This is a genomic window from Imhoffiella purpurea (assembly GCF_000585215.1).
GTDB lineage: Bacteria > Pseudomonadota > Gammaproteobacteria > Chromatiales > Chromatiaceae > Imhoffiella > Imhoffiella purpurea.
The window spans coordinates 17962-44169 of the sequence record NZ_AONC01000040.1; the positions used below are offsets into that span (position 1 = coordinate 17962).

General features: G+C 65.6%; 22 protein-coding genes, 1 tRNA gene and 1 pseudogene. 14 read left to right on the plus strand and 10 right to left on the minus strand.

Annotation, left to right across the window (positions count from 1 at the left end; all coding sequences use genetic code 11):
- The first annotated feature begins 59 nt into the window (after positions 1–59).
- Positions 60–665 (plus strand): FMN-dependent NADH-azoreductase, encoded by a 606-nt coding sequence (locus D779_RS13175; protein ID WP_043754770.1) that lies wholly within the window; start codon positions 60–62, stop codon positions 663–665.
- An 11-nt stretch (positions 666–676) separates the two neighbouring features.
- Positions 677–1528, plus strand: a complete 852-nt coding sequence (locus tag D779_RS13180) for a pirin family protein (RefSeq protein ID WP_043754772.1) — start codon at positions 677–679, stop codon at positions 1526–1528.
- On the opposite strand, the gene D779_RS13185 is transcribed toward D779_RS13180, so the two are convergent.
- The 3 genes from D779_RS13185 to D779_RS13195 all read right to left on the minus strand — a co-directional run bounded on the left by D779_RS13185 (position 1501) and on the right by D779_RS13195 (position 4749).
- On the minus strand, positions 1501–3423 hold the full coding sequence (locus tag D779_RS13185) for a bifunctional diguanylate cyclase/phosphodiesterase (protein WP_081763523.1): 1923 nt from the start codon (positions 3421–3423) through the stop codon (positions 1501–1503). The two genes, D779_RS13180 and D779_RS13185, sit on opposite strands and share 28 nt — an antisense overlap.
- A 112-nt stretch (positions 3424–3535) precedes the next feature.
- Positions 3536–3814, minus strand: a complete 279-nt coding sequence (locus D779_RS13190; RefSeq protein WP_043754773.1) for a hypothetical protein — start codon at positions 3812–3814, stop codon at positions 3536–3538.
- A gap of 173 nt (positions 3815–3987) precedes the next feature.
- Positions 3988–4749 (minus strand): SDR family oxidoreductase, encoded by a 762-nt coding sequence (locus D779_RS13195; protein WP_043754775.1) that lies wholly within the window; start codon positions 4747–4749, stop codon positions 3988–3990.
- Between the two features lie 127 nt (positions 4750–4876).
- On the opposite strand from D779_RS13195, the gene D779_RS21195 reads away from it, so the two are divergent.
- From D779_RS21195 to D779_RS13210, 3 genes are all read left to right on the plus strand, one after another.
- Positions 4877–7813, plus strand: coding sequence for a response regulator (locus tag D779_RS21195; protein WP_081763504.1), 2937 nt, complete (start codon positions 4877–4879; stop codon positions 7811–7813).
- 174 nt (positions 7814–7987) lie between these two features.
- Positions 7988–8962: a protein-methionine-sulfoxide reductase catalytic subunit MsrP gene (gene msrP / locus D779_RS13205; protein WP_043754777.1), complete on the plus strand. Its 975-nt coding sequence runs from the start codon at positions 7988–7990 to the stop codon at positions 8960–8962.
- A 1-nt stretch (position 8963) separates the two neighbouring features.
- Entirely contained in the window at positions 8964–9599 is a 636-nt protein-coding gene (locus tag D779_RS13210; protein WP_043754779.1) for a protein-methionine-sulfoxide reductase heme-binding subunit MsrQ, read from the plus strand.
- On the opposite strand, the gene D779_RS13215 is transcribed toward D779_RS13210, so the two are convergent.
- Positions 9574–10746, minus strand: a complete 1173-nt coding sequence (locus D779_RS13215) for a class I SAM-dependent methyltransferase (RefSeq protein ID WP_043755016.1) — start codon at positions 10744–10746, stop codon at positions 9574–9576. The two genes, D779_RS13210 and D779_RS13215, sit on opposite strands and share 26 nt — an antisense overlap.
- Before the next feature lie 120 nt (positions 10747–10866).
- Between D779_RS13215 and D779_RS13220 the strand changes: the two genes are divergently transcribed.
- On the plus strand, positions 10867–11355 hold the full coding sequence (locus D779_RS13220) for a DUF2452 domain-containing protein (protein ID WP_043754781.1): 489 nt from the start codon (positions 10867–10869) through the stop codon (positions 11353–11355).
- Positions 11356–11384: 29 nt separating this feature from the next.
- On the opposite strand, the gene folB is transcribed toward D779_RS13220, so the two are convergent.
- Positions 11385–11759 carry a dihydroneopterin aldolase gene (gene folB, locus D779_RS13225; RefSeq protein WP_043754783.1) on the minus strand — a complete coding sequence of 125 codons (375 nt, stop codon included), beginning with the start codon at positions 11757–11759 and terminating at the stop codon, positions 11385–11387.
- A gap of 89 nt (positions 11760–11848) precedes the next feature.
- On the opposite strand from folB, the gene plsY reads away from it, so the two are divergent.
- The gene (plsY, locus tag D779_RS13230; RefSeq protein WP_043754785.1) at positions 11849–12448 is read left to right on the plus strand and encodes a glycerol-3-phosphate 1-O-acyltransferase PlsY; all 600 of its coding nucleotides are present in this window, start codon (positions 11849–11851) and stop codon (positions 12446–12448) included.
- Positions 12449–12482: 34 nt separating this feature from the next.
- Here plsY and D779_RS13235 read toward each other — a convergent pair whose 3' ends face one another.
- Positions 12483–13634, minus strand: coding sequence for a TMEM43 family protein (locus tag D779_RS13235; RefSeq protein ID WP_043754787.1), 1152 nt, complete (start codon positions 13632–13634; stop codon positions 12483–12485).
- A gap of 180 nt (positions 13635–13814) precedes the next feature.
- Between D779_RS13235 and D779_RS13240 the strand changes: the two genes are divergently transcribed.
- Positions 13815–15572, plus strand: coding sequence for a PAS domain-containing sensor histidine kinase (locus D779_RS13240; protein WP_052348124.1), 1758 nt, complete (start codon positions 13815–13817; stop codon positions 15570–15572).
- Here D779_RS13240 and tsaD read toward each other — a convergent pair.
- The gene (gene tsaD / locus D779_RS13245; RefSeq protein WP_043755021.1) at positions 15569–16594 is read right to left on the minus strand and encodes a tRNA (adenosine(37)-N6)-threonylcarbamoyltransferase complex transferase subunit TsaD; all 1026 of its coding nucleotides are present in this window, start codon (positions 16592–16594) and stop codon (positions 15569–15571) included. The genes D779_RS13240 and tsaD overlap by 4 nt on opposite strands.
- 175 nt (positions 16595–16769) lie before the next feature.
- Between tsaD and rpsU the strand changes: the two genes are divergently transcribed.
- From rpsU to D779_RS13270, 5 genes are all read left to right on the plus strand, one after another.
- Positions 16770–16985, plus strand: coding sequence for a 30S ribosomal protein S21 (gene rpsU, locus D779_RS13250; RefSeq protein ID WP_007041206.1), 216 nt, complete (start codon positions 16770–16772; stop codon positions 16983–16985).
- 201 nt (positions 16986–17186) lie between these two features.
- Positions 17187–17630 (plus strand): GatB/YqeY domain-containing protein, encoded by a 444-nt coding sequence (locus tag D779_RS13255; protein ID WP_043754789.1) that lies wholly within the window; start codon positions 17187–17189, stop codon positions 17628–17630.
- Between the two features lie 19 nt (positions 17631–17649).
- Positions 17650–19401 carry a DNA primase gene (gene dnaG / locus D779_RS13260; RefSeq protein ID WP_043754791.1) on the plus strand — a complete coding sequence of 584 codons (1752 nt, stop codon included), beginning with the start codon at positions 17650–17652 and terminating at the stop codon, positions 19399–19401.
- Positions 19402–19610: 209 nt separating this feature from the next.
- On the plus strand, positions 19611–21470 hold the full coding sequence (rpoD, locus tag D779_RS13265; protein WP_043754792.1) for an RNA polymerase sigma factor RpoD: 1860 nt from the start codon (positions 19611–19613) through the stop codon (positions 21468–21470).
- A 41-nt stretch (positions 21471–21511) separates the two neighbouring features.
- A tRNA-Ile gene (locus tag D779_RS13270) sits at positions 21512–21587 on the plus strand.
- A gap of 222 nt (positions 21588–21809) precedes the next feature.
- Here D779_RS13270 and D779_RS21735 read toward each other — a convergent pair.
- From D779_RS21735 to D779_RS13275, 3 genes and pseudogenes are all read right to left on the minus strand, one after another.
- Positions 21810–22034 carry a hypothetical protein gene (locus D779_RS21735; protein WP_081763505.1) on the minus strand — a complete coding sequence of 75 codons (225 nt, stop codon included), beginning with the start codon at positions 22032–22034 and terminating at the stop codon, positions 21810–21812.
- On the minus strand, positions 22027–22203 hold the full coding sequence (locus D779_RS22285) for a hypothetical protein (protein ID WP_157726400.1): 177 nt from the start codon (positions 22201–22203) through the stop codon (positions 22027–22029). Before D779_RS22285 ends, D779_RS21735 begins: the two co-directional genes overlap by 8 nt.
- Positions 22204–22220: 17 nt before the next feature.
- Positions 22221–23782: pseudogene (locus tag D779_RS13275) on the minus strand (IS3 family transposase).
- Positions 23783–24053: 271 nt separating this feature from the next.
- Here D779_RS13275 and D779_RS13285 point away from each other — a divergent pair.
- The gene (locus tag D779_RS13285) at positions 24054–26201 is read left to right on the plus strand and encodes a hydantoinase/oxoprolinase family protein (protein ID WP_198295716.1); all 2148 of its coding nucleotides are present in this window, start codon (positions 24054–24056) and stop codon (positions 26199–26201) included.
- Positions 26202–26208 lie beyond the last annotated feature (7 nt).

Here is a 26208-nt window from a genome sequence, read left to right on the forward strand (position 1 = left end):
AATCCGATCCTTCGATGCCATCCTTTTACTCGAATCCAACACTATTCGAGGAAATCGTCATGAAACAGATTCTGCACATCGACAGCAGCCTTTTCTCCGATAAGGGCGTCTCGTCTACCCTGGCCGGCGACTATGTCGCGGGTTTGATGGAGCGGGATCCGGAGCTGCGGGTGGTCCATCGCGACCTGGGGCGCGACCCCGTTCCGCATCTGGACGCGATCCGGCTGGGTGCGATCTCGACGCCCGAGGCGGGGCGCACGCCGGAGCAGGCTCGGATCGCCGAGGAGGCGGAGGCCATGATCCGCGAGATCCAGGAGGCGGATCTGCTGGTGGTGGGGGTGCCCATGTACAACTTCGGTATCCCCAGCGTGCTCAAGTCCTGGTTCGACCATGTGGCGCGTGCCGGCGTCACCTTCCGCTATACCGCCGAGGGACCCGAGGGGCTGCTCGAGGGCAAGCGGGCGGTGATCGTGACCAGTCGTGGAGGCCTGCATCGGGGGCAGCCGACCGATACTCAAACCGGCTATCTGACCACCATACTGGGGTTCGTCGGCATCACGGACGTCGAGTTCGTCTATGCCGAGGGGCTGAATCTGGGCGAGGAGGCGCGCGCGTCGGCGCTGGACTCCGCCAAGAAGGACATCGAGCGGCTTCTGGCCGCCTGAGGAGGTGAATCATGAGGCTCAAATCGCTCGATCGCGTGCTGACCGCGACGCCCGCCTCGGACGGTGGCGGGGTCAAGCTGTATCGCATCCTCGGGCCGGACGGGATGCGCGGCCTGGATCCGTTCCTGATGCTCGACGACTTCGGTTCCGAGAGCGCGGAGGACTATATCGCCGGCTTCCCCCCGCATCCGCACCGTGGCTTCGAGACGGTCACCTACATGCTGGAAGGACGGATGCTGCACGAGGATCATCTGGGCAACCGGGGGCTGCTCTCCTCCGGGGGCGTGCAGTGGATGACCGCCGGCCGCGGGGTCGTCCACTCCGAGATGCCGCAGCAGGAGTCTGGCCGCATGCGCGGACTCCAGCTCTGGATCAATCTGCCAGCGGCGGACAAGATGCGGGATCCGGCCTATCGCCATCTGCCCGCCGAGGACATTCCCGAGGCGACACTGGCGAACGGCAGCCGGGTCAAGGTGGTCGCCGGAGAATTCGTGCATGACGACCGGCGACTCCGCGGGCCGGCGCGGGGCATCGCGACCGATCCGCTCTATCTGGACCTCGAACTGCCGGCCGGGGAGAGGCTGGATGTCCCGGTCCACGCCGGGTATCGGGCGCTCGTCTATGCGATCGAGGGTGGAGCCGAGGTCTGCGGCGCCTCCATCGATCGGCGCCGGATGGCCGTGCTCGGGACCGAGGGCGATGGCGTCGCGTTATCCGCCGGACCGGACGGGGCGCGTCTGCTGCTGCTCGCGGCCCGGCCACTGAACGAGCCCATTGCCCACTATGGCCCCTTCGTGATGAACAGCCGCCGCGAGATCCTGGAGGCGGTCGCCGATTACGAGGCCGGCCGGCTGGTCGCCTGAGCGGCCGGGGACCAGGCGTTCTCGTCCCGGGGCGTCGGGGGCAGGGTGCGGATCGGTCCCTTCGGACCCTGCTGCAGCGCCAGCCCCGAAGGGCTGCGCTTGGCCTGGCACTTCATGGCGGCGATGATCCGGCCCAGATCGTCGCCGCTGCCGTAGTCGTCTCCGGGGCGGATCTCGAGGATGGCGCCGCTGCAGCGCATCAGCGGGTTCTGGCGCTCCTGTCCGAAACGGTCGCGTGCGTTCAGATGACCGCGCTCGCGATCCTCGGGGTCATAGAGACTCTGGACGTCCGAACGGAACTTGGACAGCATCCCTTGCACCTGGTCGATCACGGAGTCGAGATCCCTGTCGCCGATCCCGGCGAAGAAATCGTCCCCGCCGATATGGCCGATGAACCAGCCGCCCGAGCTCAGATATTGACGCATGAGCTCGGAGAACATCTGGATGACCCGGTCGCCGCGCCTGAAGCCGTAATGGTCGTTGAAGGACTTGAAGCTGTCGAAGTCCAGATAGACCAGATGCGAGGTCGATCCGTGCTGGGAGAGCGCGTGCGAGAGATATTCGTGGATCGAGTTGTTTCCCGGGAGCTTGGTCAGCGGATTCTGGTCGCGGGCCGCGGCCAGATTCTTCTCGTCGATCAGCTGGAGGAGGGCGGTCGTGGAGATGAAGCCGTGATAGCGTCCGTCGAGCGTGACCAGCAGCCCGGCGGCGTTGTCTCCGGCCGAGAATGCCTCGAGGAAGCGGTTGGGCGAATCGTGGATGTCGATGGCGGGGCAGGGCCTGACGAAATCCTGGAGCGAGCGGCCGTAGCTCCGGTTGACGATCAGGTCGCGGCCGTAATTGGAATAGATCAGATCCTTCAGATCGCTCTCGTGGACGAGTCCGATCGGCCGGTCGGCCGCGTCGAGCACCGGGAGGATGTTGTGGGTTTTGTCCAGTCGGAAGGCGTCGAAGAGTCGCGAGATGCTGTCGCTGACGCGCAGGGGCGGGATGCGTTCCAGACAGCGCTCGATCAGCACCCGGTCGCCCGTTGTCTCGCGGCGATTGCGCGAATGGATCTCGGCTACCTGGGCGTAGCAGGTCTGAAGGGATTCGATCCGCAGTTGCGGGCGCTCGATCAGATACCCCTGAACCAGGTCGCAGCCCACCTCGCGGCAGGCGAGCAGCTCGGCCTCGGTCTCGACCCCTTCCGCGACCACCTGGATACCGATGACGTGCGCGAGCTGGACCATGTTGGCGACGAAGTGCCGCTTGCGATGGTCCTCGGCCATGCCGCCGACGAAGAAGCGGTCGATCTTCAGCAGGTCCGGCGGGTGTTCGTAGAGCAGACGCAGTCCGGCATAGCCGCTGCCGAAGTCGTCGATGGCGAAATGGAATCTGTGTCCACGGTAGGCGGAGATGGTCTGGGCGACGATGGGATTGGCGGTCAGGTCGGAGCGCTCGGAGAGCTCCAGACAGATGCTGTCCGCACCGAGACCGTGCCGGGTCAGAAGCTCGAGCGTGGGTTCGGGACGCTCCTGCTCGATGAGGTGAGGGTCGAGGTTGAAGAAGAGCTTGTAGCGCGCGGCCTCCGGGACGCAGGTGAAATGCGCCAGGGCCAGCTCGCGCAGCCTCATGTCGAGCGCGCTGGAATGACCCTGCTCCCAGGCGTACCCGAAGAGGCTGAAGATGTCCTGGAAGCCGAGCTCGCCGACGCCGCGCAACAGCGCCTCGAAGCCATAGACGCTGCCGGTATGGACGTTGACGATGGGCTGCAGGGCGTAGCTCAGGGCGTCGAAGGCCCGTGCCAGAAATGCGTCCTGGTCGAGCGCCGTGGCGCGATGTCTCGACGCAGCGGCTTGGGTGAGGGTGGCAGTCCGTGTTTGCTCGCTGGTGGTGGTCCTATCGAGAGACATGGACATGGGCGAACTCGGTCGCCGCCAGAGACGGCGAGGTGTTTCTGTGTGTTCTGCGACGTTGCAATGACCTTCCTGGCGTGGACAGGATGGGCACTGGATCCTGGATCCGTCAGGCGACGAAGTCTTGGAGATCCGCGTCCTCGAGTCCCAATCCCTTGGTTCTGCCGCGATTGGCATCGATCAGGCGCCGGTAGCGCTCGGGCTCGTCCCTCAGCATCCGGACATGGTCCTCGACCAGATCCTGCCAGCCCCGGTTGTCGTGCTCCTTGAGCTCGAACAGCGCGATGAGCAGCAGCTTGGATGCCGCACGGATCTCGCGCTGCCGGCCGTCCCCATAGGAGACGACCAGCTCTTCGTAGAGGGCTTCGACCTTTTCGAGCGGAGTCATGAGGGCCTCGCGAGCCTGCTGTACAGGCGCTGATGGGGTGAGCGCAGGCTTGGCGGCTGGGCCTCGACCGCTGCCCAGGGACGGTGTCCCCGGGGCATGCATCCTAGTAGGCGAATGTTGCGCCAGGATGACCATGTGGGATTGGCGGGGTGGTCATGGCGGCATCTCTCGGATCAGGGATAATCCTGGCGGGTGGGGCGCACCACCATGTCGCTGATATGGACGTGAGGCGGCTGGGTCACGATGTGGTGGATGGCGTTGGCGATGTCCTCCCCGTAGAGCAGGGGGCCGAACTTCTCGTCGAATTGACGCTGCAGGTCGTCGCTGTAGCCCGCGACCGCCTGGAATCCGCTGACCACGATGCCCGGCTCGACCAGCGAGACGCGTACCCCCTTGGGTCCGACCTCGCGTCTCAGTCCCTCGGCGAGTGCATGGACGGCGAATTTGGTCGAGCCGTAGACGGCGCTGAAGGGCGAGACGTGCCGTCCGACCACCGAGCCGATGACGACGATGTCGGCGGCCTTGCTGGGATAGTCCTTCTCCTGGGCGGCGACCATGCCGCGTGCGGCGGCCTGCATCAGACGGAGCGCGCCACCGAGGTTGATGCGCATCACCGCCTCGAACTCGTCCGCGTCGGCGGCGGTGACGGCGCCCCCGAGCCCGCGTCCGGCGTTGACGACCACGATGTCGGCCGGCCGGCCGAAGCGTGTCTCGGCGGTCTCCAGCATCCGCGCGGTGACCTCGGCGTCGCCGGCGTCGCCCGCGAGGCCGACGAAGCGCTCGCCGAGTTCCTCCTCCAGTGCGTTCAACTTGTCGGCGGTGCGTCCGTTGCCGATGACGCCGAAGCCGGCGGCGACGAATGTCCTGACCGTGGCCTCGCCGATGCCGGAGGTGGCGCCGGTGACGATGGCGATGCGTTCGGGATGCGATGACATCTTTCAGACTCCTGATGGGTTGATGGGTCGGGAATGAAGTAGGACGCCGTGCGGCTGGATCAAGATTGCCACACGCACGATGCCTGCTGCATGCTAGGGCGCATGATCGTGTTCCGATGGAGCGTCCGTGCCTGTATCACCCAGCCTCCTTCACGATACCAACATCGAGGTGGGCGTCGGTCGTCGTCCTCTGAGCCGGGATACGTTTCGGGCCGGCAAGGATGCGGCCGCGGAGGCGCTGCGGAGCATCCATCGTCACCCGCTGTCCGTCGTTCTCGTCTACGTCTCGCCGAGCGAGGATCTCGACCGGAGCCTGTCCGGGATCAGGGAGATCGTCGGAGAGGTGCCGGTATTGGGGTGTACCACGGCCGGCGAGTTCCTCGACGGAATACGGCATCGAAGCGTCCTGGTGGTGGCCATGGCGTCGCCCTTCCTGATCGCGCACGCGGCCGTCGCCGGTCATGTCTCCCGAGATTGGCGCGCGGCCGTGCAGGCCGTTGTGGATTCGGACGCGCTGCGGCCTTTCTTCCATCCGACGCCGGACTCCAGTCAGCGCCGGCTGAGCGAGGGCAAGCGTCTCTTCGCGATCCTCTTCTCTCCCGGCAACACCCGTCATGCGACCTCGCGCAGCTTCGAGATACTGAATGCCGTCAAGTCGCATGTGCTCGCCGACATCCCCATCTTCGCCGGGAGCAGCGCCGACGATTGGCGCATGGAAGGCAACGCCGTTCTCTTCGGGGGCGCGGTCCATGAAGACGGTCTTCTGCTCGCGGTGCTCGAAACCAGCCTGAGCTTCGGGCTGGCCCTCGGCCACGGGTTCACGGCGGTTCCGGCGCGGATGCGTGTCGACGAGGTCGATGGCCACGAGATCCTCAGACTCGACGACCGGTCCGCGGTCGAGGCGCTGGCTGAAGTGCTGGGACATCGTCCGGCCGATCTGCGCGAAAGGCATATCACGCTGAGCACCGGGCGTACCTTCGGCGTTCCGCGTCTCATGGGGCAATATTCGATCAATGTCGCGAGCTTTCCGACCGAGCGCGGCGGGATCAAGATGACTCAGCCGCTCGAGTCGGGCGACGAACTGGTGGTGATGGATGCCACCGCCGACACGGCGCTCGCCTGCGCGAGCGATACGCTGCGCAAGGCGTTGATGCGCGCCAATACCAGCCGGGCTGCGATCGTCCTCTGTCATTATTGCGCGCTGCGGCCGCGCCTCATGGGCGAGCGGCGCTCGGAGCAGGAGATCGGCCAGCTGATCGCGATGGCGGACGGCGCGCCCATCGCCGGCTTTTGCAGCTTCGGCGAGGGAGGGCTCTCGGACGACGGGATCAGCCTGCACAACAACGCCTGCGTCAGCATCCTGGCGATCAGCCCGGATCTGTCCCCGCTGGCGCATGTCGCGCGCGAGAACGCGCGTCTGAGGGGCGAGGTCGCGGCCTATGCCGATCATCTCGAGCGGCTCGTCGAGGAGCGCACCCTCGATCTGCAGTTCGCCCAGAAGGAGAGCGAGTCCGCCCGCCGCATGCTCCAGACGGTGCTCGACACCATTCCCGTCCGGGTCTTCTGGAAGGACCGGGATCTGAGGTACCTGGGCTGCAACAAGCACTTCGCCGAGGATGCCGGCTATCGGAGTCCCGAGCAGATGATCGGGCTCAGCGATTTCGAGGCGGGATGGCGCAACGAGGCGGGCCTGTATCGGGCCGATGACCGCAAGGTCATGGCGGACGGCAATCCGCTCCTCGGCTACGAGGAGCGGCAAACGACGCCGGACGGGCGCTCTATCTGGCTGCTGACCTCCAAGATTCCGCTCAGAGACGTCCGTAGCGGCGAGGTCATGGGCATCCTGGGCTGCTATGAAGACATCACGCGAAGGAAGGAGGCCGAGCAGGCGCTCAGGGTCGCCCAGGAGGCGGCCGAACAGGCCTCGCAGGCGAAGAGCGCCTTTCTCGCGAACGTCAGCCACGAGATCCGTACGCCGCTCAACGCCATCACCGGAATGGTCCATCTGCTCAAGCGATCGCCCCTCACGTCCGCGCAGTCGAAGCGGCTGGAACAGATCGGACGCGCGGGTCAGCATCTGCTCGATATCATCAGCACCGTGCTCGATCTCTCGAAGATCGAGGCCGAGCGGTTCCTGCTCGAGGAGACCCGGTTCGATCTTCGCGGTCTCGTCCTGACCGTGGCGGATCTGATTCGCGAGCGCGTGGAGGCCAAGGGACTGCTGCTGTGTCTCGAGTTGCCGCTCGTTCCGGCCCAGCTGGTCGGGGATCCGACCCGGCTCAAGCAGGCGCTTCTGAACTACTTGTCCAATGCCGTCAAATTCACCGAGACGGGGCGCATCACCTTGCGTCTCGGCATCGAACAGAGCCGTGTCGAAAGCCTCTTGGTGCGCTTCGAGGTGGAGGATACGGGAATCGGCATCGAGCCCGAGGTGGTTCCCAGGCTGTTCTCGGCCTTCGAGCAGGCGGACAGCTCGATGACGCGACGCTATGGCGGTACCGGGCTGGGGCTCGCCATCACCAGGAAACTGGCCGAGCTGATGGGCGGAGAGGCGGGAGTCGAAAGCCTTCCCGGCGTGGGGAGCCGTTTCTGGATCACGGCCCGGTTGGGCAGGCCGAGCGAATCCGAACCGGTTCAGGTGGTCGCGTCCAGTGACTCGGTCGAGCGGATCCTCGCCAGATCCCATGGCGGGCGTCGTGTCCTGGTGGTCGAGGACGAGCCCATCAACCGCGAGATACTGATCCTCCTGCTGGAGGATGTCGGGATCCATGTCTCCATCGCCTCGGATGGATACCAGGCCTTGAGGCTGGTCGAGCAGAATGCATTCGACCTCATTCTCATGGATGTGAGGATGCCCAACATGGATGGACTGGAGGCGACCAAGCGCATCCGGGCCATTCCTCAGGGCAGGACGGTTTCCGTCATCGCGCTCACGGCCAATGCCTTCCTCGAGGACAAGGAGCGGTGCATGGCCGCCGGGATGAACGATTTCATCGCCAAGCCCGTTCAGCCGGATACCCTGTTTCGGGCACTGCTGAAATGGCTCGATGCGACGCACCCTTGAATGGGGCGCGATGGTCGGCTTGCCGGCAGCGTCGCGGCCTCGTTCCATCGAGCGCCTGCAAGCTGCATCCTCTTTTTTCAAAGGGTTTCCGGATTGGGAATCGAGTGTCTCGGTCGGCATCTATATGTCCGATGACTCGACGACGACCTCGCTCGTCCCTTCTGGAGACCGCCCATGCTGATCAAAAGACCCGCGGACATTCCTTCGTCCCAGATCACTCCGCCCGCGATCTATCGCCGACGCCGTGAAATCATCAAGGCGGCCGCTGCCGGGGCAGGACTGATGATGGGGGGCGGATCTCTGCTGATGCGTTCTGCCAAGGCTGCCTCGGAGACCGCCGGTGGCGAGCGGATCCCGAATCCGCGGCCCAGCCCTCTCAGCACCGACGAGAAGCCGACCAGTCTGGACGACGTCACCCACTACAACAATTTCTACGAGTTCGGGACCGAGAAGACCGACCCTGCGGCCAACGCCGGGACGCTCGAGACGCGTCCCTGGACCCTGGTGGTGGACGGCGCCTGCGAATCGCCCGGGGAGATCGGGATCGAGGACCTGCTGTCCGGTTTCACCCAGGAGGAGCGCGTCTACCGGCTGCGCTGCGTCGAGGCCTGGGCCATGGTGGTGCCCTGGGTCGGTTTCCCGCTCGGCGATCTGCTGAAGCGGTTCAGGCCGACCTCGAAGGCCCGCTATGTCGCCTTCGAGACGCTCTTGGATCCGGACCAAATGCCGGGTCAGCGCCGCTCGGTGCTCGAATGGCCCTACCGCGAGGGGTTGCGGATGGACGAGGCCATGCATCCGCTGACCATCCTGGCGACCGGACTCTACGGCGAGCTGCTGCCGAATCAGAACGGGGCGCCGCTGCGACTGGTCGTGCCCTGGAAATACGGCTTCAAGAGCATCAAGTCGATCGTCCGCATCCGCTTCACCGAGCGTCAGCCCCCGGCGACCTGGAACAGGATGCAGCCCGACGAATACGGCTTCTACGCCAACGTCAATCCGGCGGTGGACCATCCGCGCTGGAGCCAGAAGCGGCACCGCGTCATCGGCGAGGGGCTGTTCGCCCGCAAGCATGAGACGCTGCCCTTCAACGGCTATGGCGAACAGGTGGCGAGTCTCTACAGCGGCATGGATCTGAGGCGGTATTTCTGAAATGTCCGGGCGCCGGGGCGAATGGATCCTGAGGGCCGCCAAGGTCGTGCTCTTCATGGCCTGTCTCGCGCCCTTCGGCATCATGGTCCGTGAGGCGGTCGCGGGATCGCTGGGAGCCAATCCGGTCGAGACGCTGCTGCACGGGACGGGGGACTGGGCGCTGAGACTCTTGCTGGTCACCCTGGCCATGACGCCGCTGCGACGCCTGACGGGGCTGGCCTGGCCGATCCGCCTGCGGCGCATGCTGGGGCTCTTCGCCTTCTTCTACGCCGTCCTGCATCTAACGGTCTATCTGTGGCTCGACCGCGAACTCGCCTGGTCGACGATCCTCGAGGACATTCTGGAGCGGCCCTATATCGGTGTCGGCTTTCTCGCCTTCCTGCTGCTGATTCCCCTGGCGGCGACCTCGACCCGGGGCTGGATGCGCCGGCTCGGTCGGCGCTGGACCCAGCTGCATCGCGCCGTCTACGTCATCGCGGCGCTCGGCGTGCTGCACTATCTCTGGCTGGTGAAGGCCGATCTGCGCGAGCCGCTCCTCTACGGCGCCATACTGCTGGTTCTGCTCGCCTTTCGCCTGCCCTGGAACCAGTTGCGTTCGGTTCGCCGAGGGCTCAGAGCCGATCGCTCAGATCCCTGACCGAGAATCCGCGCCAGGACTCGCTCATCCCCTTGTCGAGACCCATCACCTTGAAGCGCTCGCCCATCTCGGTGGGCAGCAGCAGCTGTTTGGCGGCCAGCGTCTGTTCCAGTGCGTCGGGCGATTCGCTCAGGAGCCGGTCGATTCCGCATCCGATCAGGAAATGGGCCTGGGTGGTGAAGCCGGCCAGTTCGAATCCGGCCTCCAAGCCGGATTCGACGACGGCCGTGAAGTCGACATGGGCGGTGATGTCCTGCAGTCCGATGTGTCGATAGGGATCGTCGTGCGCCTGGTGACGGTAATGGCACATGAGGGTGCCCATGGAGCGGTCGGGCTGATAGTAGGCGGAGCGGTCGTAGCCGTAATCGATCAGCAGCGCCAGTCCGCGTTCGAGCCGCTCCGAGAGCGCCGACAGCCAGGGGCCGAGTCGCAGGTTGATCTCCGAGGCGTAGCCGGGCGTCCGGGCGAGACCCTCGGCCTGAAGCGCCCAGACGCGGTCCGCGAGACCGGGCGAGCGGATGGGGGCCGCGCTCTCGGTGAGGAGGCCGTCGGACTCGCCGACGCAGATCTCCAGCGGTTCGCCCGAGTCGTCCAGCCGAAAACGGTGCACCGGCATGGCGTCCAGCACCTCGTTGGCGACCACCACGCCCTGGATGCGCTCTGGGAGCCCGTCCAGCCATGTGCAACGATCGATCAGCCGTGGTAGTTGCTGGCGGATGCGATCCCGCTGACGTTCGCGCAGCTCGGGACTCGGTTCCAGAATCAGATAGCGATCGGGCAGGGCGTCGATCTCTTCGAGGCGGCCCAGGATCTGTACCGCCAGTGCGCCGCTGCCGGCACCGAATTCGAGGATGTCGGCCCGGGGAATCCGCTCCAGGACCTCGGCGCACTGGTTGGCGATGCAGCGTCCGAACAGGGAGGAGATCTCGGGGGCGGTGACGAAGTCCCCGCCGGGGCCGAATTTTTCGCTTCCGGCCACGTAATAGCCCAGACCTGGGGCATAGAGCGCCAGGTCCATGAAGCGATCGAATGGCAGTGACCCGCCGGCTCGGGCGATCTCGGCACGGATGCGCTCCAGGAGACGGGCGCTGATCTCTTCCTCGAAGGTGTCGGTCTCGTTCGCTGTGTGGCTGTCTTGCAGGGGCATGTGGGTCTCGATGGTCCTGATCGTGGTTGGATAGAATGTCGTGGAGCGACGGATGTTGGTAGGCTGGTCGGGGTTCGTGCCGGGCCGTTTTCCGAATCCGAACACAACGAGCGAAGGACAATGAGCGAGCAAGACAAGGCAATCCTCCACCGTGGCGACGCCCACGCCTCACCCTATCCGGTCAGCCGGCTGGCCCCGTCCTTCGATACGGGCGAATTGTCCGCGGAGGTTGCCAAGGCGGAGTCCATGCTGAGCGCGCGGACCGGGGCCAAGCTGCGCGTCATCGCCGATCAGATCGCCCTGCTGCAGCAGGAGGCCCGCAAGGTGCTGGACGAGGCGCGCGACGAGCAGGTGCTGAACCGCGCCGAATGCGCCTTCAAGCGGATCCCCGGCAAGACCTACCACCTCTATCGTCGTGCCAGCGGCAAGAGCTTCTTCTCGATGCTGTCGCCGGATGAATGGGGCGGGGCGCCGCCCCATGCCTTTCTCGGTTCCTATCGGCTCGAGACGGACTATTCCTGGACGCCGGCCGAGCAGGAAGAACGGACCGGAGATACCGGCGATCTGGTCGATCAGCTCCTGCGGATCGGCTTGGGTTCCAGCGACTGAGATCCGGTGGTCGGTGCCGGACTCCGGTCTCAGCCGGGCAGGCTGCCTTCCGGGCGCACGCCGCGCTCGATGAGGACCCCCACGTTCACCCCTTCGCCGACCGCGCCGGGTTTGTTGAGTCTCAGTCTGACCCAGGGGATCCCGAACTCCTCGCGCAGGATCGCGGCGCAGCGCTCGGCCAGGGTCTCGACCAGCTCGGCGCCGTTCTCGCTCACCTCCTGTCTCAGCCGCCGGGTCACGGCATCGTAGTCGAGCGCATCCTCGATCCGGTCGGAGGCGGCGGCGCGGGCGATGTCGCTCGCCATCTCCAGGTCCAGGACGATCGGTCGGCGGATCCGCTTCTCCCAGTCGTGAATGCCGATGGTGGTCTCGATGGCGAGACCCTGGATGAAGACGATGTCCAAGGCGGTACTCCGGGTGCTTCTGTGACGATTCGAGGATTCGATGATAGCTATCTTGACCTGAAGCGGCTTCGCGGGTCCAATTGCGCACCATGATCACCGCCACTCTACTCACCATCGCCGCCTATCTGCTGGGATCCGTCTCCAGCGCCATCATCGTCTGCCGCTTGATGGGGCTGCCGGATCCGCGCACCCAGGGCTCCAACAACCCGGGCGCGACCAACGTGCTGCGCATCGGCGGCAAGAAGCCGGCCGCCATCACCCTGGTCGGCGACAGCCTCAAGGGTCTCGTGCCCATGCTGGTCGCCCACCTGCTGGGGGCCGGGCCAGCGGTTCTGGCCAGCGTCGGACTCGCGGCCTTCATCGGGCATCTGTATCCGGTCTTCTTCGGCTTCCGCGGCGGCAAGGGTGTCGCGACGGCGCTCGGCGTTCAGTTCGGCCTCTATTGGCCGATCGGGCTCTGCGTCGCGGCGGTCTGGCTGTTCGTCGCCAAGGTGCTCAAGATCTCCTCGCTCTCGGGCCTCATCTCCATGGCCCTCGCGCCGCTCTTCGTCTGGCTGTTCTGGGCGGACAAGACGCTGATCGGGATGCAGCTCATCATCACGGGTCTGCTGATCTGGCGTCATCGCAGCAATATCCGCAATCTGGTCGCCGGCACCGAGGGCCGACTGACCGGCCGCCCGAGCGAATGAGTCGGCCCGCGGCCGGTCCTGTCCGATCCCGCGATCAGGATGGCCCGGCGGCCTCGGGTACCGGTTCGGCGCGCTTGATCTTGAAGGCGCTCAATCCGAGCAGGACCAGGGCCGCCGCGATCAGTCCTCCCGCCAGCAGCGGACGATAGAAGATCCAGGCGACGGCGATGGTGACGAAGCCGAGCGAGAGGGCGACGAGCCCGGCGACGAGGCTGGTTCCCGCCCCGACGATGCCTCCGACGAGCGGGACGATGTCCGCCAGGACGCGCAGCGGCTCGAGGACGATCTTGAGCCCGATCCACAGCAGCAGGATGCCGGCGAACCTCAGCCCCCAGGTGAGCGCCGCGTTGGCGTCCAGCGCCTTGGCGAACATGGTTTCGGAGTCGACCCGTCCGAGCTCCAGGAGCGAGATGGTGCCCTTCGGCATGTGCGCGATCTCGATGCCGTCCAGGACCTGTCTGCCGACCAGGCTGACGGTCGTGGGACCGACGCTCGCGAACCGCACCCGGATGTCGCCGATCTCGGGACTCTGAGGCGTGCCGCGATAGTAGCCGTCGCCATAGGGCTCGAAACCCGGGGGTACGGCGGCCGTCTCCGTCGGTCGATAGGGCTCGAAGGCGTCGATCTGATCGACGAAGTCCTTGCCCAGCCGGAAGGCGCCGAGCGTCACCTCGGATGCCTCGTAGTCCTCCGACCCGAACGGCATCCGGCTCGGATTCTCGTGGCCGGCGCGGTACTCGAAGGTGCCTGAGTCGATCCAGTGATCGGCCCATTCCTTGTCGTATCTGTAGGTGGTCTCGGTCTCCTCGGTGCCACCCGAGCCGCGGCTGGTCGAGGTGCTCTTGTGCTGCCGCCATTGATACATCTCGACCCTGCGTCTCAGGCGCAGCGCCTCGACGGCGACGCCGAAGGTCGCGTCTTCGAGGATCTCGTCCGTGGTCGCCAGGCCGCTGGTGTGGATCAGCCGGTCCTCGTGCGCCGGATCGACCGCGTCCGCGGCTGCCGAGATCACGGCGCTGCGTCCCGCCTCCAGGGTATGGGTGCGGTCGATCGCGCGGCCCTCGTTCCACCAGAGGAGCGGGAAGGCGGCGATCGCCAGCAACCCGCCGAACAGGATGCCCTTCATCGAGCGACCCAGTCGCCCGAACCAGGATGTCGAGCTGGTTTGCCTGTAGACGTCGGTCATCTTGGCTGTCCTCGTCTCGTTGTCGTCGTTGATCCAATGTCCTCGTCGATGCTCCGGGCCGCGAAACCGGAAGGGAGCGGGCGCCTGCGGGGCCAGAGAGCGAGCGGATCGCTATACTCGATAGACGCGAGCGGGCTCGGAGTCCGCTCGGGATGGTAAAGCAATTTGCGGAGGGCTTCGATGAGCGATAAGGCTGCGGATTCCGGGTCGCGGGTACCCGTACCCGATGGTTTCGGCCTGGACGAGCTGCACAGCCTCGATCGCGGGGCCTTGGAGGCCCAGTTCGATGCGCTGGTGTCGGCCCTGGGCGCCGCGCACGATGCCAATGACGCCCAGCGCTGCATGCTGCTCGATCTGCAGAGCCATCAGGTCGAGCTCGAGATCCAGGGGCGCGACCTCCGCGAGGCCCAGAAGGCGCTGGAGCTGTCCCGCAATCACTATGCCCGTCTGTTCGACGAGGCGCCGGTCGGCTATGTCGTTTTCGGCCCGGAGGGGCGGATTCTGGCGCTCAATCTCACGGCCTCCAGCCTGATCGGGCGACCGACCGCCGAGCTGGAAGGGGTCTCCTTTCTGGACTTCATCGCCGATTCCGAGCGCGAGGGGTTTCGCTGTCATCTCGACGATGTGTTCGCCGAGTCGGACGTTTCGCACAGTCTCTGCGATCTGGTCCTGCATCTGGCCCATTCGGGCGGCATGCGCGTGGCGCGTCTGTGCTCGGTGCGGCGGGATGCCCGGTCCGGGCCCGAATGTCTGACGGTCCTGCTCGATATCACGGCCGAATACGAGGCCGAGCGCGAGCGCCAGGCCAGCGAACAGCTGCGTCAAGCGGTCCTGGATGCTCTGCCGTCCCAGATCGCGGTGCTGGACCGCGACGGCCGCATCCTCGCCGTGAATCGCGCCTGGCGCGAGCTGGCCGAAGAGAGCGGCGTGTCGGACAATCTGCGCGATGCGATCGGCCCGGGCGCATCCCGCGAGGCGTCGTCGGGAGGCTTCGATCGAGCCCATCCGGGTGGCGATGCGACCCGTGGAATCTGGCAGGTCCTGCGACGCGAGCGTTCCGGATACAGCGTCGAATACGCGAGCCACAGGGATCGGCACAGACGCTGGTTCCTGATGCGGGCGGTCGCGCTGGACGGCGAGCCCGAGGGGGCCGTCGTCGCCTATGTGGACGTGACCGAGCGGCGGCTGGCCGAGGAGGAGGCGCGTCGCGCGCGCGATGTCCTGGCCCAGGTCGCCAGACTCAATGCGGTCGGCATTCTGGCCTCTTCCCTGATCCATGAGATCCTGCAGCCGCTGAGCTCGGCGACCTTCTATTGCAGCGCCGCCGGGCAATTGGCCCAGGGGCCCAACGCCGATCCCGAACGGCTGGTGGACGTCATCGGCCGGATCGACGGTCAGATCCAGCGCGCCGGAGACATCATGGAACGTCTGCGGATGTTTCTGCGCGGACGCAAGATGCACAAGGTGATGGCCTCGCTGGGGCAGGTGGTGTCGCATGCCTTCGCCCTGGTGCAGTGGTTCGCCACGGATCACAAGGTGACGCTCGAGTATCGGGTGCCCGAGGATCTGCCGGAACTCCTGGTCGATCCGGTCCAGATCGAGCAGGTGCTGGTCAACCTCATCTGCAATGCCATTCAGGCCATGGAGGCGGCCGGGTCCGAGCGGCGCCAGGTGCGCGTCGAGGTGATCCGGGGCGATCGGGAGGTTCGGCTGGTGGTGAAGGATACCGGGCCCGGAATCCCCGGGGGGCGCCACGATGCCGTGTTCGACATCTTCGAGTCCACCAACGATTCCAGTCTCGGATTGGGGCTGGCGATCAGCCGCTCCATCGCCGAGGCGCACGGCGGCCGTCTCTGGGCGGAACCGGGCGCGACCGAGGGCGCCGAGCTCCACCTGACCCTGCCGCTCGCGAATCTGGAGCCCTCGACGTCCGGCTAGAGCGGGGGCAGCTGCTCCATCGGCCAGCGTGCCCTGGGTTTGAATGCGAGCGGTTCATGCTGGCCGGCCCGGAGCCGATGCCAGCCGGCATGGGCAATCATGGCGCCGTTGTCGGTGCAGAAATCGGGTCTCGGATAATAGGTCTCGCCGCCGTCCGCGGCGATGGCCGCGTTCATGCGCTCGCGCAGCCGCCGGTTGGCGCTGACTCCCCCGGCGAGGACGAGCCTGCGCCGTCCGGTCTCGCGCAGGGCGCGCCGGCATTTGATCGCCAGGGTGTCGACGACGGCCTCCTCGAAGGCGCGGGCGATGTCGGCCCGGGTCTGGCTCGGATCCTCGGCGCGCGCAAGCTCGGTGCGCAGACAGTTGAGGGCGAAGGTCTTGAGTCCGCTGAAGCTGAACTCGAGCCCGGGCCGATCGGTCATGGGGCGCGGGAAGCGGAAGCGCTCCGGATCGCCGCGCTCGGCGAGCTTGGCGAGCTCGGGGCCGCCGGGGTAGGGGAGGTCGAGGATCTTGGCCGTCTTGTCGAAGGCCTCGCCCGCGGCATCGTCGAGCGACTCGCCGAGGACGCGGTACTCCCCGATCCCCGCGACGTCGACCAGCTGGGTGTGTCCGCCCGAGACCAGCAGCGCAACGAAGGGAAACTCGGGTGCCGGCGTCTCGATCAGCGGGGCGAGCAGGTGTCCCTCCATGTGATGCACGCCGATGGCGGGGCATCCCCAGGACCAGGCCAGGCTGCGTCCGAGGGCGGCTCCGACCAGCAGGGCGCCGATCAGACCCGGGCCCGCGGTGTAGGCGACGCCGTCGATCAAGTCCGCTGCCGTGTCCGATTCCTCGAGCACCTGATGGATCAGCGGCAGGGTCTTGCGGACATGGTCGCGCGAGGCGAGTTCGGGCACCACGCCCCCGTACTCGGCATGGATCCCGATCTGGCTGTAGACCGCGTGCGCGATCAGCCCCTGCTCCCCGTCGTAGATGGCGACACCCGTTTCGTCGCAGGATGTCTCGATACCCAATACACGCATTCGACCGACCTCATGACCAAACTGGCGCGGCATCATATACCCAAGCGTCGCCATCTTGGGATGGCGATATGGACGAGGATGAAATTCCATTTTGCAATCAAGACTGATTGCTCGCTATAATTGGCGATCTTTTTACCGTTGATCAACCTCAACCCGGAGAAGCAAAGGACTCTCTATGCCCAGCGTTCGCGTCAAAGAAAACGAGCCATTCGAAGTCGCCATGCGGCGTTTCAAGCGTTCCTGCGAGAAAGCAGGGGTGCTTGCCGAAGTTCGCCGTCGTGAGTTCTACGAGAAGCCCACTTCCGAGCGGAAGCGCAAGAAGGCGGCCGCCGTCAAGCGCCACCAGAAGAAGCTGCAGCGCGAATCGCGTCGCTGGGAGCGTCCTTACTGATCGGACGGTCGAACCGATCGGTCGGAGATGCGGGGCGATGGCCGGCAGCCGGCGGCCTCCCGCGTAGATTTCGTCGGTGAGTGCGCGATCCAGCCAGCCACGTCGCGCCCTCGTCGTGTCCAAGACGATTCCTCTTCGTCTCAAACCCTAACATGTCGGTCGGTTCGTCCCTCCAACCGGCCCGATCCCAGTTGTTCACTCATGCTCAAGCAGCACATCCAGGATGCCATGAAGGCCGCCATGAAGGCGGGCGAGAAAGACAAGCTCGGCGTGATCCGTCTGATCATGGCCGCGATCAAGCAGCGCGAGGTCGACGAGCGCATCGAGCTCGACGACGCTCAGGTGCTCGCCGTGCTCGACAAGATGGTCAAGCAGCGCCGCGACTCCATCGCCCAGTACGCGTCCGCCGGCCGCGAGGATCTGGCCGCCGTCGAGCGTTTCGAGATCGGGGTCATCCATGCCTATCTGCCCGCGCAACTGAGCGAGGCCGAGATCGCCGGGCTGGTCGATGCCGCCGTCTCCCAGACCGGCGCCGCCGCCACGAGCGACATGGGCAAGGTCATGGGCGTGCTGCGTCCCCAGGTTCAGGGCCGCGCCGACATGGGTGCCGTGAGCGCCCTGGTCAAGCAGCGCCTCGGGGGCTGATGCCGTCCGCCCGGCGATCATGTCTGGCCGGATTCCACCCGAGTTCATCGACGATCTCATCGCGCGGACCGACATCGTCGATCTGATCGGTTCGCGTCTCCAGCTCCGCAAGGCGGGTAAGGACTACCAGGCCCGCTGCCCCTTCCACGACGAGAAGACTCCGTCCTTCACGGTCAGTCCGGACAAGCAGTTCTATCACTGCTTCGGGTGCGGGGCCCACGGCACCGCCATCGGCTTTCTGATGGAGTACGATCGCCTCCCCTTCCGCGAGGCGGTCGAGGAGCTGGCCCAGCGCGCGGGGCTGACGATACCCGCGAGCGGCCAGGCGCAGCCCTCCGGGCCGGACAACGGACCGCTCTATGGGCTGCTGGAGCAGGTATCGGAGATTTTTCGTCAGCAGTTGCGCGACCCGGCTCGGTCCGAGCCTGCGGTCGCCTATCTCAAGTCTCGTGGTCTGAGCGGCGAGATCGCCGCGACCTTCGGGATCGGCTATGCGCCGCCGGGTTACAACTTCCTGCTCTCGAGGCTCGGCGCGACCGCCGAGCGCCGCGAGCAGCTGATGACGGTCGGTCTGCTCGCCGAGCAGGACGGCCGCCGCTACGACCGGTTCCGCGACCGCATCATGTTCCCGATCCGCGATCGCCGGGGGCGGGTCATCGGTTTCGGCGGGCGCCTGCTCGGGGACGGCAAGCCGAAATATCTCAATTCGCCGGAGACCCCCGTCTTTCACAAGGGGCGCGAACTCTACGGTCTGTTCGAGGCCCAGCAGGCCGACCGCAAGCTGGGTGCGCTGCTGATCGTCGAGGGCTATCTCGATGTGATCGCCCTGGCCCAGTTCGGCATCACCAATGCCGTGGCGACGCTCGGGACGGCGACGACTGCGGAGCACCTGCAGCAATTGCTGCGCACGGTTCCGGATCTCGTCTTCTGCTTCGACGGCGACCGTGCCGGACGCTCGGCCGCCTGGAAGGCGCTCGAGACGGCCTTGCCGCTGGTCACCGGGCATCAGTCGATCCGCTTCCTGTTCCTTCCCGAGGGCGACGATCCGGACACCCTGGTGCGTCGCGAGGGCGCGGAGGGAATGACGCGGCTGATCGAGGGCGCTGCCCCCTTGTCCGAATTCCTGTTCGATCACCTGTCCGAGCAGGTGGACATGACCAGTCTCGACGGGCGGGCCAGGCTCGGCGGACTCGCCAAGCCGCTGCTCGAACGGATGCCGGCGGGTCTCTATCGGGATCTGATCGCCAATCGGCTGTCTAACCTGGCGGGTCTGAGTCAGCCCTCCAAGCCGGGATCATGGGCGGGCCGCCGACGCGGTCGGTCCGATCCGATGCGGCCGATGCGGCTCAGTCTGGTGGCGCAGTCGATCGCCTTGTTGCTCGATCATCCCGACCTGGCCGCGCGCGTTCTGGCGATGACGGACGATCGCTGGCGCCGCTCCGAGAGCCCCGGAGCGGAGGTGCTCGTCGAGCTGCTGGAGATGCTCGCTGCGGCCCCGGACCTCAACAAGGCGGCGCTGCTGGAGCGTTGGCGCGAGCATCCGCATTTCGCCTATCTCCAGCGTCTGAGTGTCGCCCCCTTTCTCCGGGACATCGCCGAGGAAGACGTGGGCGCCGATCTGGTCGGCGCCTTGACGCGGCTGGGCGACGAGGCCGACAGGGCGGAGCGCAGCCGGCATTTCAATCAGCGCAGCACGGCCGACTGGTCGCCCGAGGAGCGGGCTCGATTGGAGCGCGCGCTGCAGAACGTCCGCGTGCGGCGCGAGGAGTGAAACGGATGACCCTTGCTCGGCAACTGGTTTTTTGTTCGATTTCTACTATCTATTTTGTGACCGTCTGGAGTATAGGCCGTTCCGATGGCCATCCGCGGTTGGAAGTGCGAATCCCGCCTATATCTATTGGTGGGAACGCTTGAAATTATGCTAGACTGCGGAGTTCGCTTTTCGAGCCGCTATCCGCCGCACCGATTCTAAGGTATCCCATGGATCAAGAACAGCAACAGTCTCAGCTGAAGCAACTGATCGCCAAGGGTAAAGAGCAGGGCTATCTGACCTATACCGAGGTCAACGATCACCTGCCGCCCGGTATTGTCGAGACTGATCAAATCGAAGACATCGTTCGCATGATCAACGATATGGGGATCATGGTCCAGGAGACCGCTCCCGATGTGGTGGATCAGACCCTGAGCGATTCTGCGGTGTCCGACGACGAGGCCGCGGAGGCCGCGGCCGCTGCGCTGGCGACGGTCGATAGCGAATTCGGTCGGACGACGGACCCGGTGCGCATGTACATGCGCGAGATGGGAACCGTCGAGCTCCTGACCCGCGAGGGCGAGCTGATGATTGCCAAGCGGATCGAGGACGGTCTGACCCAGGTGCTGACCGCGCTGTCCGTCTACCCGCGCTCGATCGAAAAGCTCATCGAGATCTTCGATCGCGTCGAGCGCGAAGAGGCGCGTCTCACCGACGTCATCTCCGGCTTCAACGATCAGGAAGAAGAGGCCGATCTGCCGGTCGCCTCGCAGCCGGAAACCGAGGTGGTCGCCGCGAAGTCCGATGACGACAGCGACTCGGATGAGGATTCCGACGGCGACGATGACGACGACACCCCGGCGGTCGTGGACACCGGGCCGGATCCGGAAGAGGCCGCGCGCCGTGCCCTGCTTCTGCGCGAACGCTATGAGGTTCTGCGCGCAGCGCTCGAGGAGTTCGGTCGCGATCACGAGCGATCCAAAGAGGCGATGGCCGCCGTCTCCGAGGTCTTCCTCGAGTTCAAGCTGGTCGCGCCGGTCTTTCAGGAACTCGCCGAAATCCTGCGTGGCACCATCGAGCGGATCCGTTCTCAGGAACGTCTCATCATGAGCCAGTGCGTCGACCAGGCCGGTATGCCGCGCAAGCACTTCATCGAGACCTTTCCGGACAACGAGACCAATTCCGAGTGGCTCGATCAGCTCCTGGCGAGCGGTCATGCCTATGCGACACGGCTCGAAGAGCTGGCCCCCGAGATCCGCCGCGCCCAGCGCAAGCTGCAGGAGATCGAGCGCGAGAACATCCTCACCATCGGCGAGATCAAGGAGGTCAACCGCAAGATGTCGATCGGCGAGGCCAAGGCCCGCCGCGCCAAGAAGGAGATGGTCGAGGCCAATCTGCGTCTGGTCATCTCCATCGCCAAGAAATACACCAACCGCGGCCTCCAGTTCCTCGACCTCATCCAGGAAGGCAACATCGGCCTGATGAAGGCGGTCGACAAGTTCGAATACCGCCGCGGCTACAAGTTCTCGACCTACGCCACTTGGTGGATCCGCCAGGCCATCACCCGCTCGATCGCCGACCAGGCCCGCACCATCCGCATCCCGGTGCACATGATCGAGACCATCAACAAGCTCAACCGCATCTCCCGTCAGATGATCCAGGAGATGGGCCGCGAGGCGACCCCGGAAGAGCTGGCCGCGCGCATGGACATGCCCGAGGACAAGGTCCGCAAGGTCCTCAAGATCGCCAAGGAGCCCATCTCGATGGAGACCCCGATCGGCGACGACGAGGACTCGCATCTCGGCGATTTCATCGAGGATTCCGGCGTCGTTTCCCCGCTCGACTCCGCCACAGCCGAAGGGCTGCGCGAGGCCACCCAGAACATGCTCGCCAGCCTCACCTCGCGCGAGGCCAAGGTCCTGCGCATGCGCTTCGGCATCGACATGAACACCGACCACACCCTCGAAGAGGTCGGCAAGCAGTTCGACGTCACCCGCGAGCGCATCCGTCAGATCGAGGCCAAGGCCCTGCGCAAGCTGCGTCATCCGACCCGTTCGGATAAACTCAGAAGCTTCCTCGACACGGAGTGACCCCCGCCGCGCCATGGATGGCGCCAAGATGCCACATCTCCGGGCCGTTAGCACAGCGGTTAGTGCAGGGGACTCATAATCCCTTGGTCGTAGGTTCGAATCCTACACGGCCCACCATATTTCAATAACTTATGTTTGCGTTAAGGCGCATGGATCGCCTCGATTGGCCTCAATCGCGCCCTGCGGTGTCACCTCTAGTGTCACCTGCCGATAAGCCCTGAAGCGATCCCTCGCATGCCTAAGGTGTGAATGTGGCGAGGCGCGTGGTTTGGCACTGATTTGCGATCCGTTTGTCATTTGCGCATTGGCTTGTGATTTTGCGCTTCGCTTGGCACTGGCTCATAATGGATAATTCACTGCAGCCACCGGTGCCGGATAGACAATCCCGTCGCGCAATGTGACGCGCTGCCCGACCGCCAATGCCGATGTGCCCGCCATCGCGGCCACGATGCCACCACTGGTGGCCACCTGCACCCGTTGACCCGACACCCGCGAGACGACGCCCCGCTTGGGCGTGTCAGGACGCAGTAGCCGGCGCAGCTCCTGCAGCGGAAAACTAGGCATTGATCGGCCTCCTGATCGTCAAGATCGTCGGTGCGGCCCCCGCCTCCAGTTGATGCTTGATGCCGACCACCTTGCCCATCCACTCGGCCCCCTGATCTGGATCTGACACGGCGATCAGGTCACCGAGCTGCACGCTGGTTTCTGGGGCGACCATCTCGGTCGTTGTCAAGAAAGATGTCGCGTCGCTCAGGTGTCGTTGTGCAGGCTGTCGACCTCCTTCTTTGACGTCGGTTTTCCGGGATTGAGGAGCACGACGGCGTCGGGCTCCCAGGTGCGGGTCGCTCCGCTCCAGCGCTTGGGATGTTGCGCCCGGGCGGTCTCATAGAGCCGCGCCCGGTCGACCAGGATGCGCTGGTCTTCCCCCCGATGGCGCTGCCCGGGTGTGACGAACTTCAGGGCGCTATGGCGATGGTGCTCGTTGTACCAGTCGACGAATCCGGCGACCCAGGTGTGGGCGTGCTCGAGATCCTCGAAGGGCTGGCTGGGAAAGGTCGGCTGATATTTGAGCGTCTTGAAGAGCGCCTCCGAGTAGGGATTGTCGTTACTGACGCCAGGTCGGCTGAAGGAGGGCACGACCCCGAGGCGCTGGAGGGTGGCCAGCATGGTGGCGCCCTTCATGGGTGCGCCGTTGTCGGAATGCAGCGTCAGGGTTCGGGGGGCGACGTCTTCGCGCCGGTGGGTCTGCTCGAAGAGCGTGGCGGCGTGCGCGCTGCTTTCCTCGGCAAAGACCTCCCAGCCGACGATCTTGCGGCTGAAGACATCCAAGATCAGATAGAGATAGAAGAAGCTCCCCTTGAGGGTCGTGGCCAGATAGGTGATATCCCAGCTCCACAGCTGATTGGGCGCCGTCGCTGCCAGAGGCTCGGGACGGCGGTGTCTGGGCGCGCGGGTCTTGCCACGGTGGGCAAGTTGGTCATGCGCGCGCAGCACGCGGTAGAAGCTCGCCTCCGAGGCGATGTAGCGCCCCTGATCGGCCAACGCCGGAACGATCTGATTCGGCGGGCAATCGGCGAATTCGGGGCTGTTGCAGACCTCAAGGATCGTGGAACGCTCAGCTTCGCTGAGGCGATTGGCCGGCGTGCGCTCCTGGGCCGCCGCCGCGCGGGCATCGGCCTGGATGCCATCCTCGCCGCGCCAGCGCTGCAGTGTGCGTACCGACACCCCCACGACCTCGCAGGCGGGTTTCAGGCGCGCTCCGGCGGCGCAGGTCTCCTCAATCCAGGTGCTCACGGTGTGCCGCTGCTCCACGTCGATCAGGCTTCCGCGTCGCCCAGCAAATGACGGACTTTTTTTTGGAGCACCAGCAAGGCCGCCGCCTCGGCCAGCGCCTTCTCCTTGCGCGCCAATTCCTGCTCGAGCGCCTTGAGACGCTGCTGATCGGCACGGGCCTTGGTGCGATCCACGGGCGCCGATCCAGCGGCATCGGCCTGCTCGCAGGCGGTGCGCCAGGCGAGAATCTCGTGGACATAGAGCCCCTGGCGGCGGCAATAGGCGCTCAGCTGCGCCTCATCAAGAGTGGCCGTCTCCAGCACGATGGCGAACTTCTCGCGACTGCTGCGTTCGGCCTGTCCGCCGCTGAGATGTTCTTGGGCGCCTTGGCGTGCCTTCAGGGCACGCGAGCGCCAGCTGTAGAGGGTGTCCTTGGGAATCTGCGTCTCGCGGGCCAGTTCGCGTACCGGCACGCTCTGCGGCGGCAGCATCTTGGCAATCAGCTTGGCTTTCAGCTCAGGCGAATAGCGCGTACTCATGGTCTGTCACTCTGTCAGGGATGCCGCCGGGTTCGCGCCGCGTTCAGCTCCACTCCATGCTGCGGACGCGAGCGTCCGATCTCCGGACGGGATTTCGCTGTCGGCCGGTCGCTCGAATAATAAAAAACCTCTTCTGTTTCATTTGGTTGTTCTGCATGCGCATGGATGGCATGAGGTTTGTGTAGAAGACGGCGGGCGCGACACCAAGCGCAGCCTGCCTACAGCGGACGGCCAGATCCGTCCGCCACGACACATTCGAGGAGGAACCAGAGTGCAAGCACCCAACCACAGAGTCGAGGTGATGGGCATCGATGCCGGGGGCACGATGACCGACACCTTCTTCGTGCGCGGCGACGGACGTTTCGTCGTCGGCAAGGCGCAAAGCAATCCGGGAGACGAGTCCTTCGCGATCCTGGAATCGTCCCAGGACGCGCTCGCACACTGGGACCGGGACGTCGATGCGGTCTACCCGGAGCTGGTGACCTGCGTCTATTCCGGCACGGCGATGCTGAACCGCGTGGTCCAGCGCAAGGGGCTCGAGGTCGGTCTGATCGTCAATCGCGGATTCGAGCAGGTCCACTCGATGGGGCGGGCGATCCAGAGCTATCTCGGCTACGCGCTGGAAGACCGTCTCCATCTCAACACCCACCGCTATGACGAGCCGCTGGTGCCTCTGTCGCGGACGCGCGGGGTGACGGAGCGCACGGACGTTCAGGGCGAGATCGTCATTCCCTTGCGCGAGGACGAGGTCCGCCGGGCGACCCGCGAGCTGGTGGAGGCCGGGGCCAAGGCCATCGCCATCTGTTTCCTGCAATCCCACAAGAACGAGACGAGCGAACTGCGTGCACGCGACCTCTGCCGCGAGGAGCTGGCCCGCCTGGGCGTGGATATCCCGGTGTTCGCCTCGGTGGACTACTACCCGCAGCGCAAGGAGAGCCACCGGATGAACACCACCATCCTGGAGGCCTATGCGGCTGAGCCTTCGCGCCAGACGCTGAAGAAGGTCAGCGAGCGCTTCCGCAAGCACGGCGCCAAGTTCGATCTGCGGGTGATGGCGACGCACGGCGGCACCATCAGCTGGAAGGCGAAGGAGCTCGCGCGCACCATCGTGTCAGGCCCCATCGGCGGCGTCATCGGCTCCAAGCTGCTGGGCGAGGCCCTCGGCTACGAGAACATCGCCTGCTCCGACATCGGCGGCACCTCGTTCGACATGGCGCTCATCACCAAGGGCAATTTCGCCATCGCCTCCGACCCGGATATGGCCCGGCTGGTGCTCTCGCTGCCCCTGGTGGCCATGGATTCCGTCGGCGCGGGCGCCGGCAGCTTCGTGCGCCTGGACCCCTACAGCGGCGCCATCAAGCTCGGTCCGGACAGCGCCGGCTATCGCGTCGGCACCTGCTGGCCCGACAGCGGGCTCGATACCGTCTCGGTCACGGACTGCCACGTGGTGCTGGGCTACCTCAACCCGGAGAACTTCCTCGGCGGCGCCATCCAGCTCGACGTGCAGCGCGCACGGGATCACATCCAGGCGCAGATCGCCGGCCCCATGGGGCTCTCGGTCGAGGATGCCGCGGCCGGGGTCATCGAGCTGCTCGACCTGCAACTGCGCGAGTATCTGCGCGCCAACATCAGCGCCAAGGGCTACAGCGCGACCGACTTCATCTGCTTCTCCTATGGCGGGGCGGGACCTGTGCATACCTACGGCTACACCGAGGGCGTCGGCTTCAAGGACGTCATCGTGCCCGCCTGGGCGGCCGGCTTCTCGGCCTTCGGCTGCGCCTGCGCCGACTTCGAGTACCGCTACGACAAGAGCGTGGACGTGGCGCTGCCGCAGCTCGCGGCGGATGCGGACAAGGCCGCCGCCTGCGCGACGCTTCAGGCCGCCTGGGACGAACTGGCCGAAAAGGTCGTCGAGGAATTCGTCATCAACGGCTTCGCGCCCCAGGACATCATCCTGCGCCCCGGCTACCGCATGCAGTACATGGGGCAGCTCAACGACCTGGAGATCGATTCCCCGGTCGGCACTGCCGCTGCGGCCGAGGACTGGGACCGCATCGTCGACGCCTTCGAGGACACCTACGCCCGCGTCTATGCAAGCTCCGCGCGCTCGCCCGAGCTGGGCTTCAGCGTCACCGGGGCGATCATGCGCGGGCTGGTCGCGACCCAGAAGCCGACGCTGCCGGAGGACGAGGAGGCCGGACCCATCCCCCCGGCGGCTGCCCGAATCGGCTCCCGCCCCTTCTACCGCCACAAGACATGGATCGACGCGACCGTCTGGAAGATGGAATCGCTCCTGCCGGGCAACCGTGTGCGCGGTCCGGCGATCATCGAATCGGACGCCACGACCTTCGTCGTACCGGACGGCTTCGAGACCCTGATCGACAAGCACCGGCTGTTCCACCTGCGCGAAGTCAAATGAGGAGTCC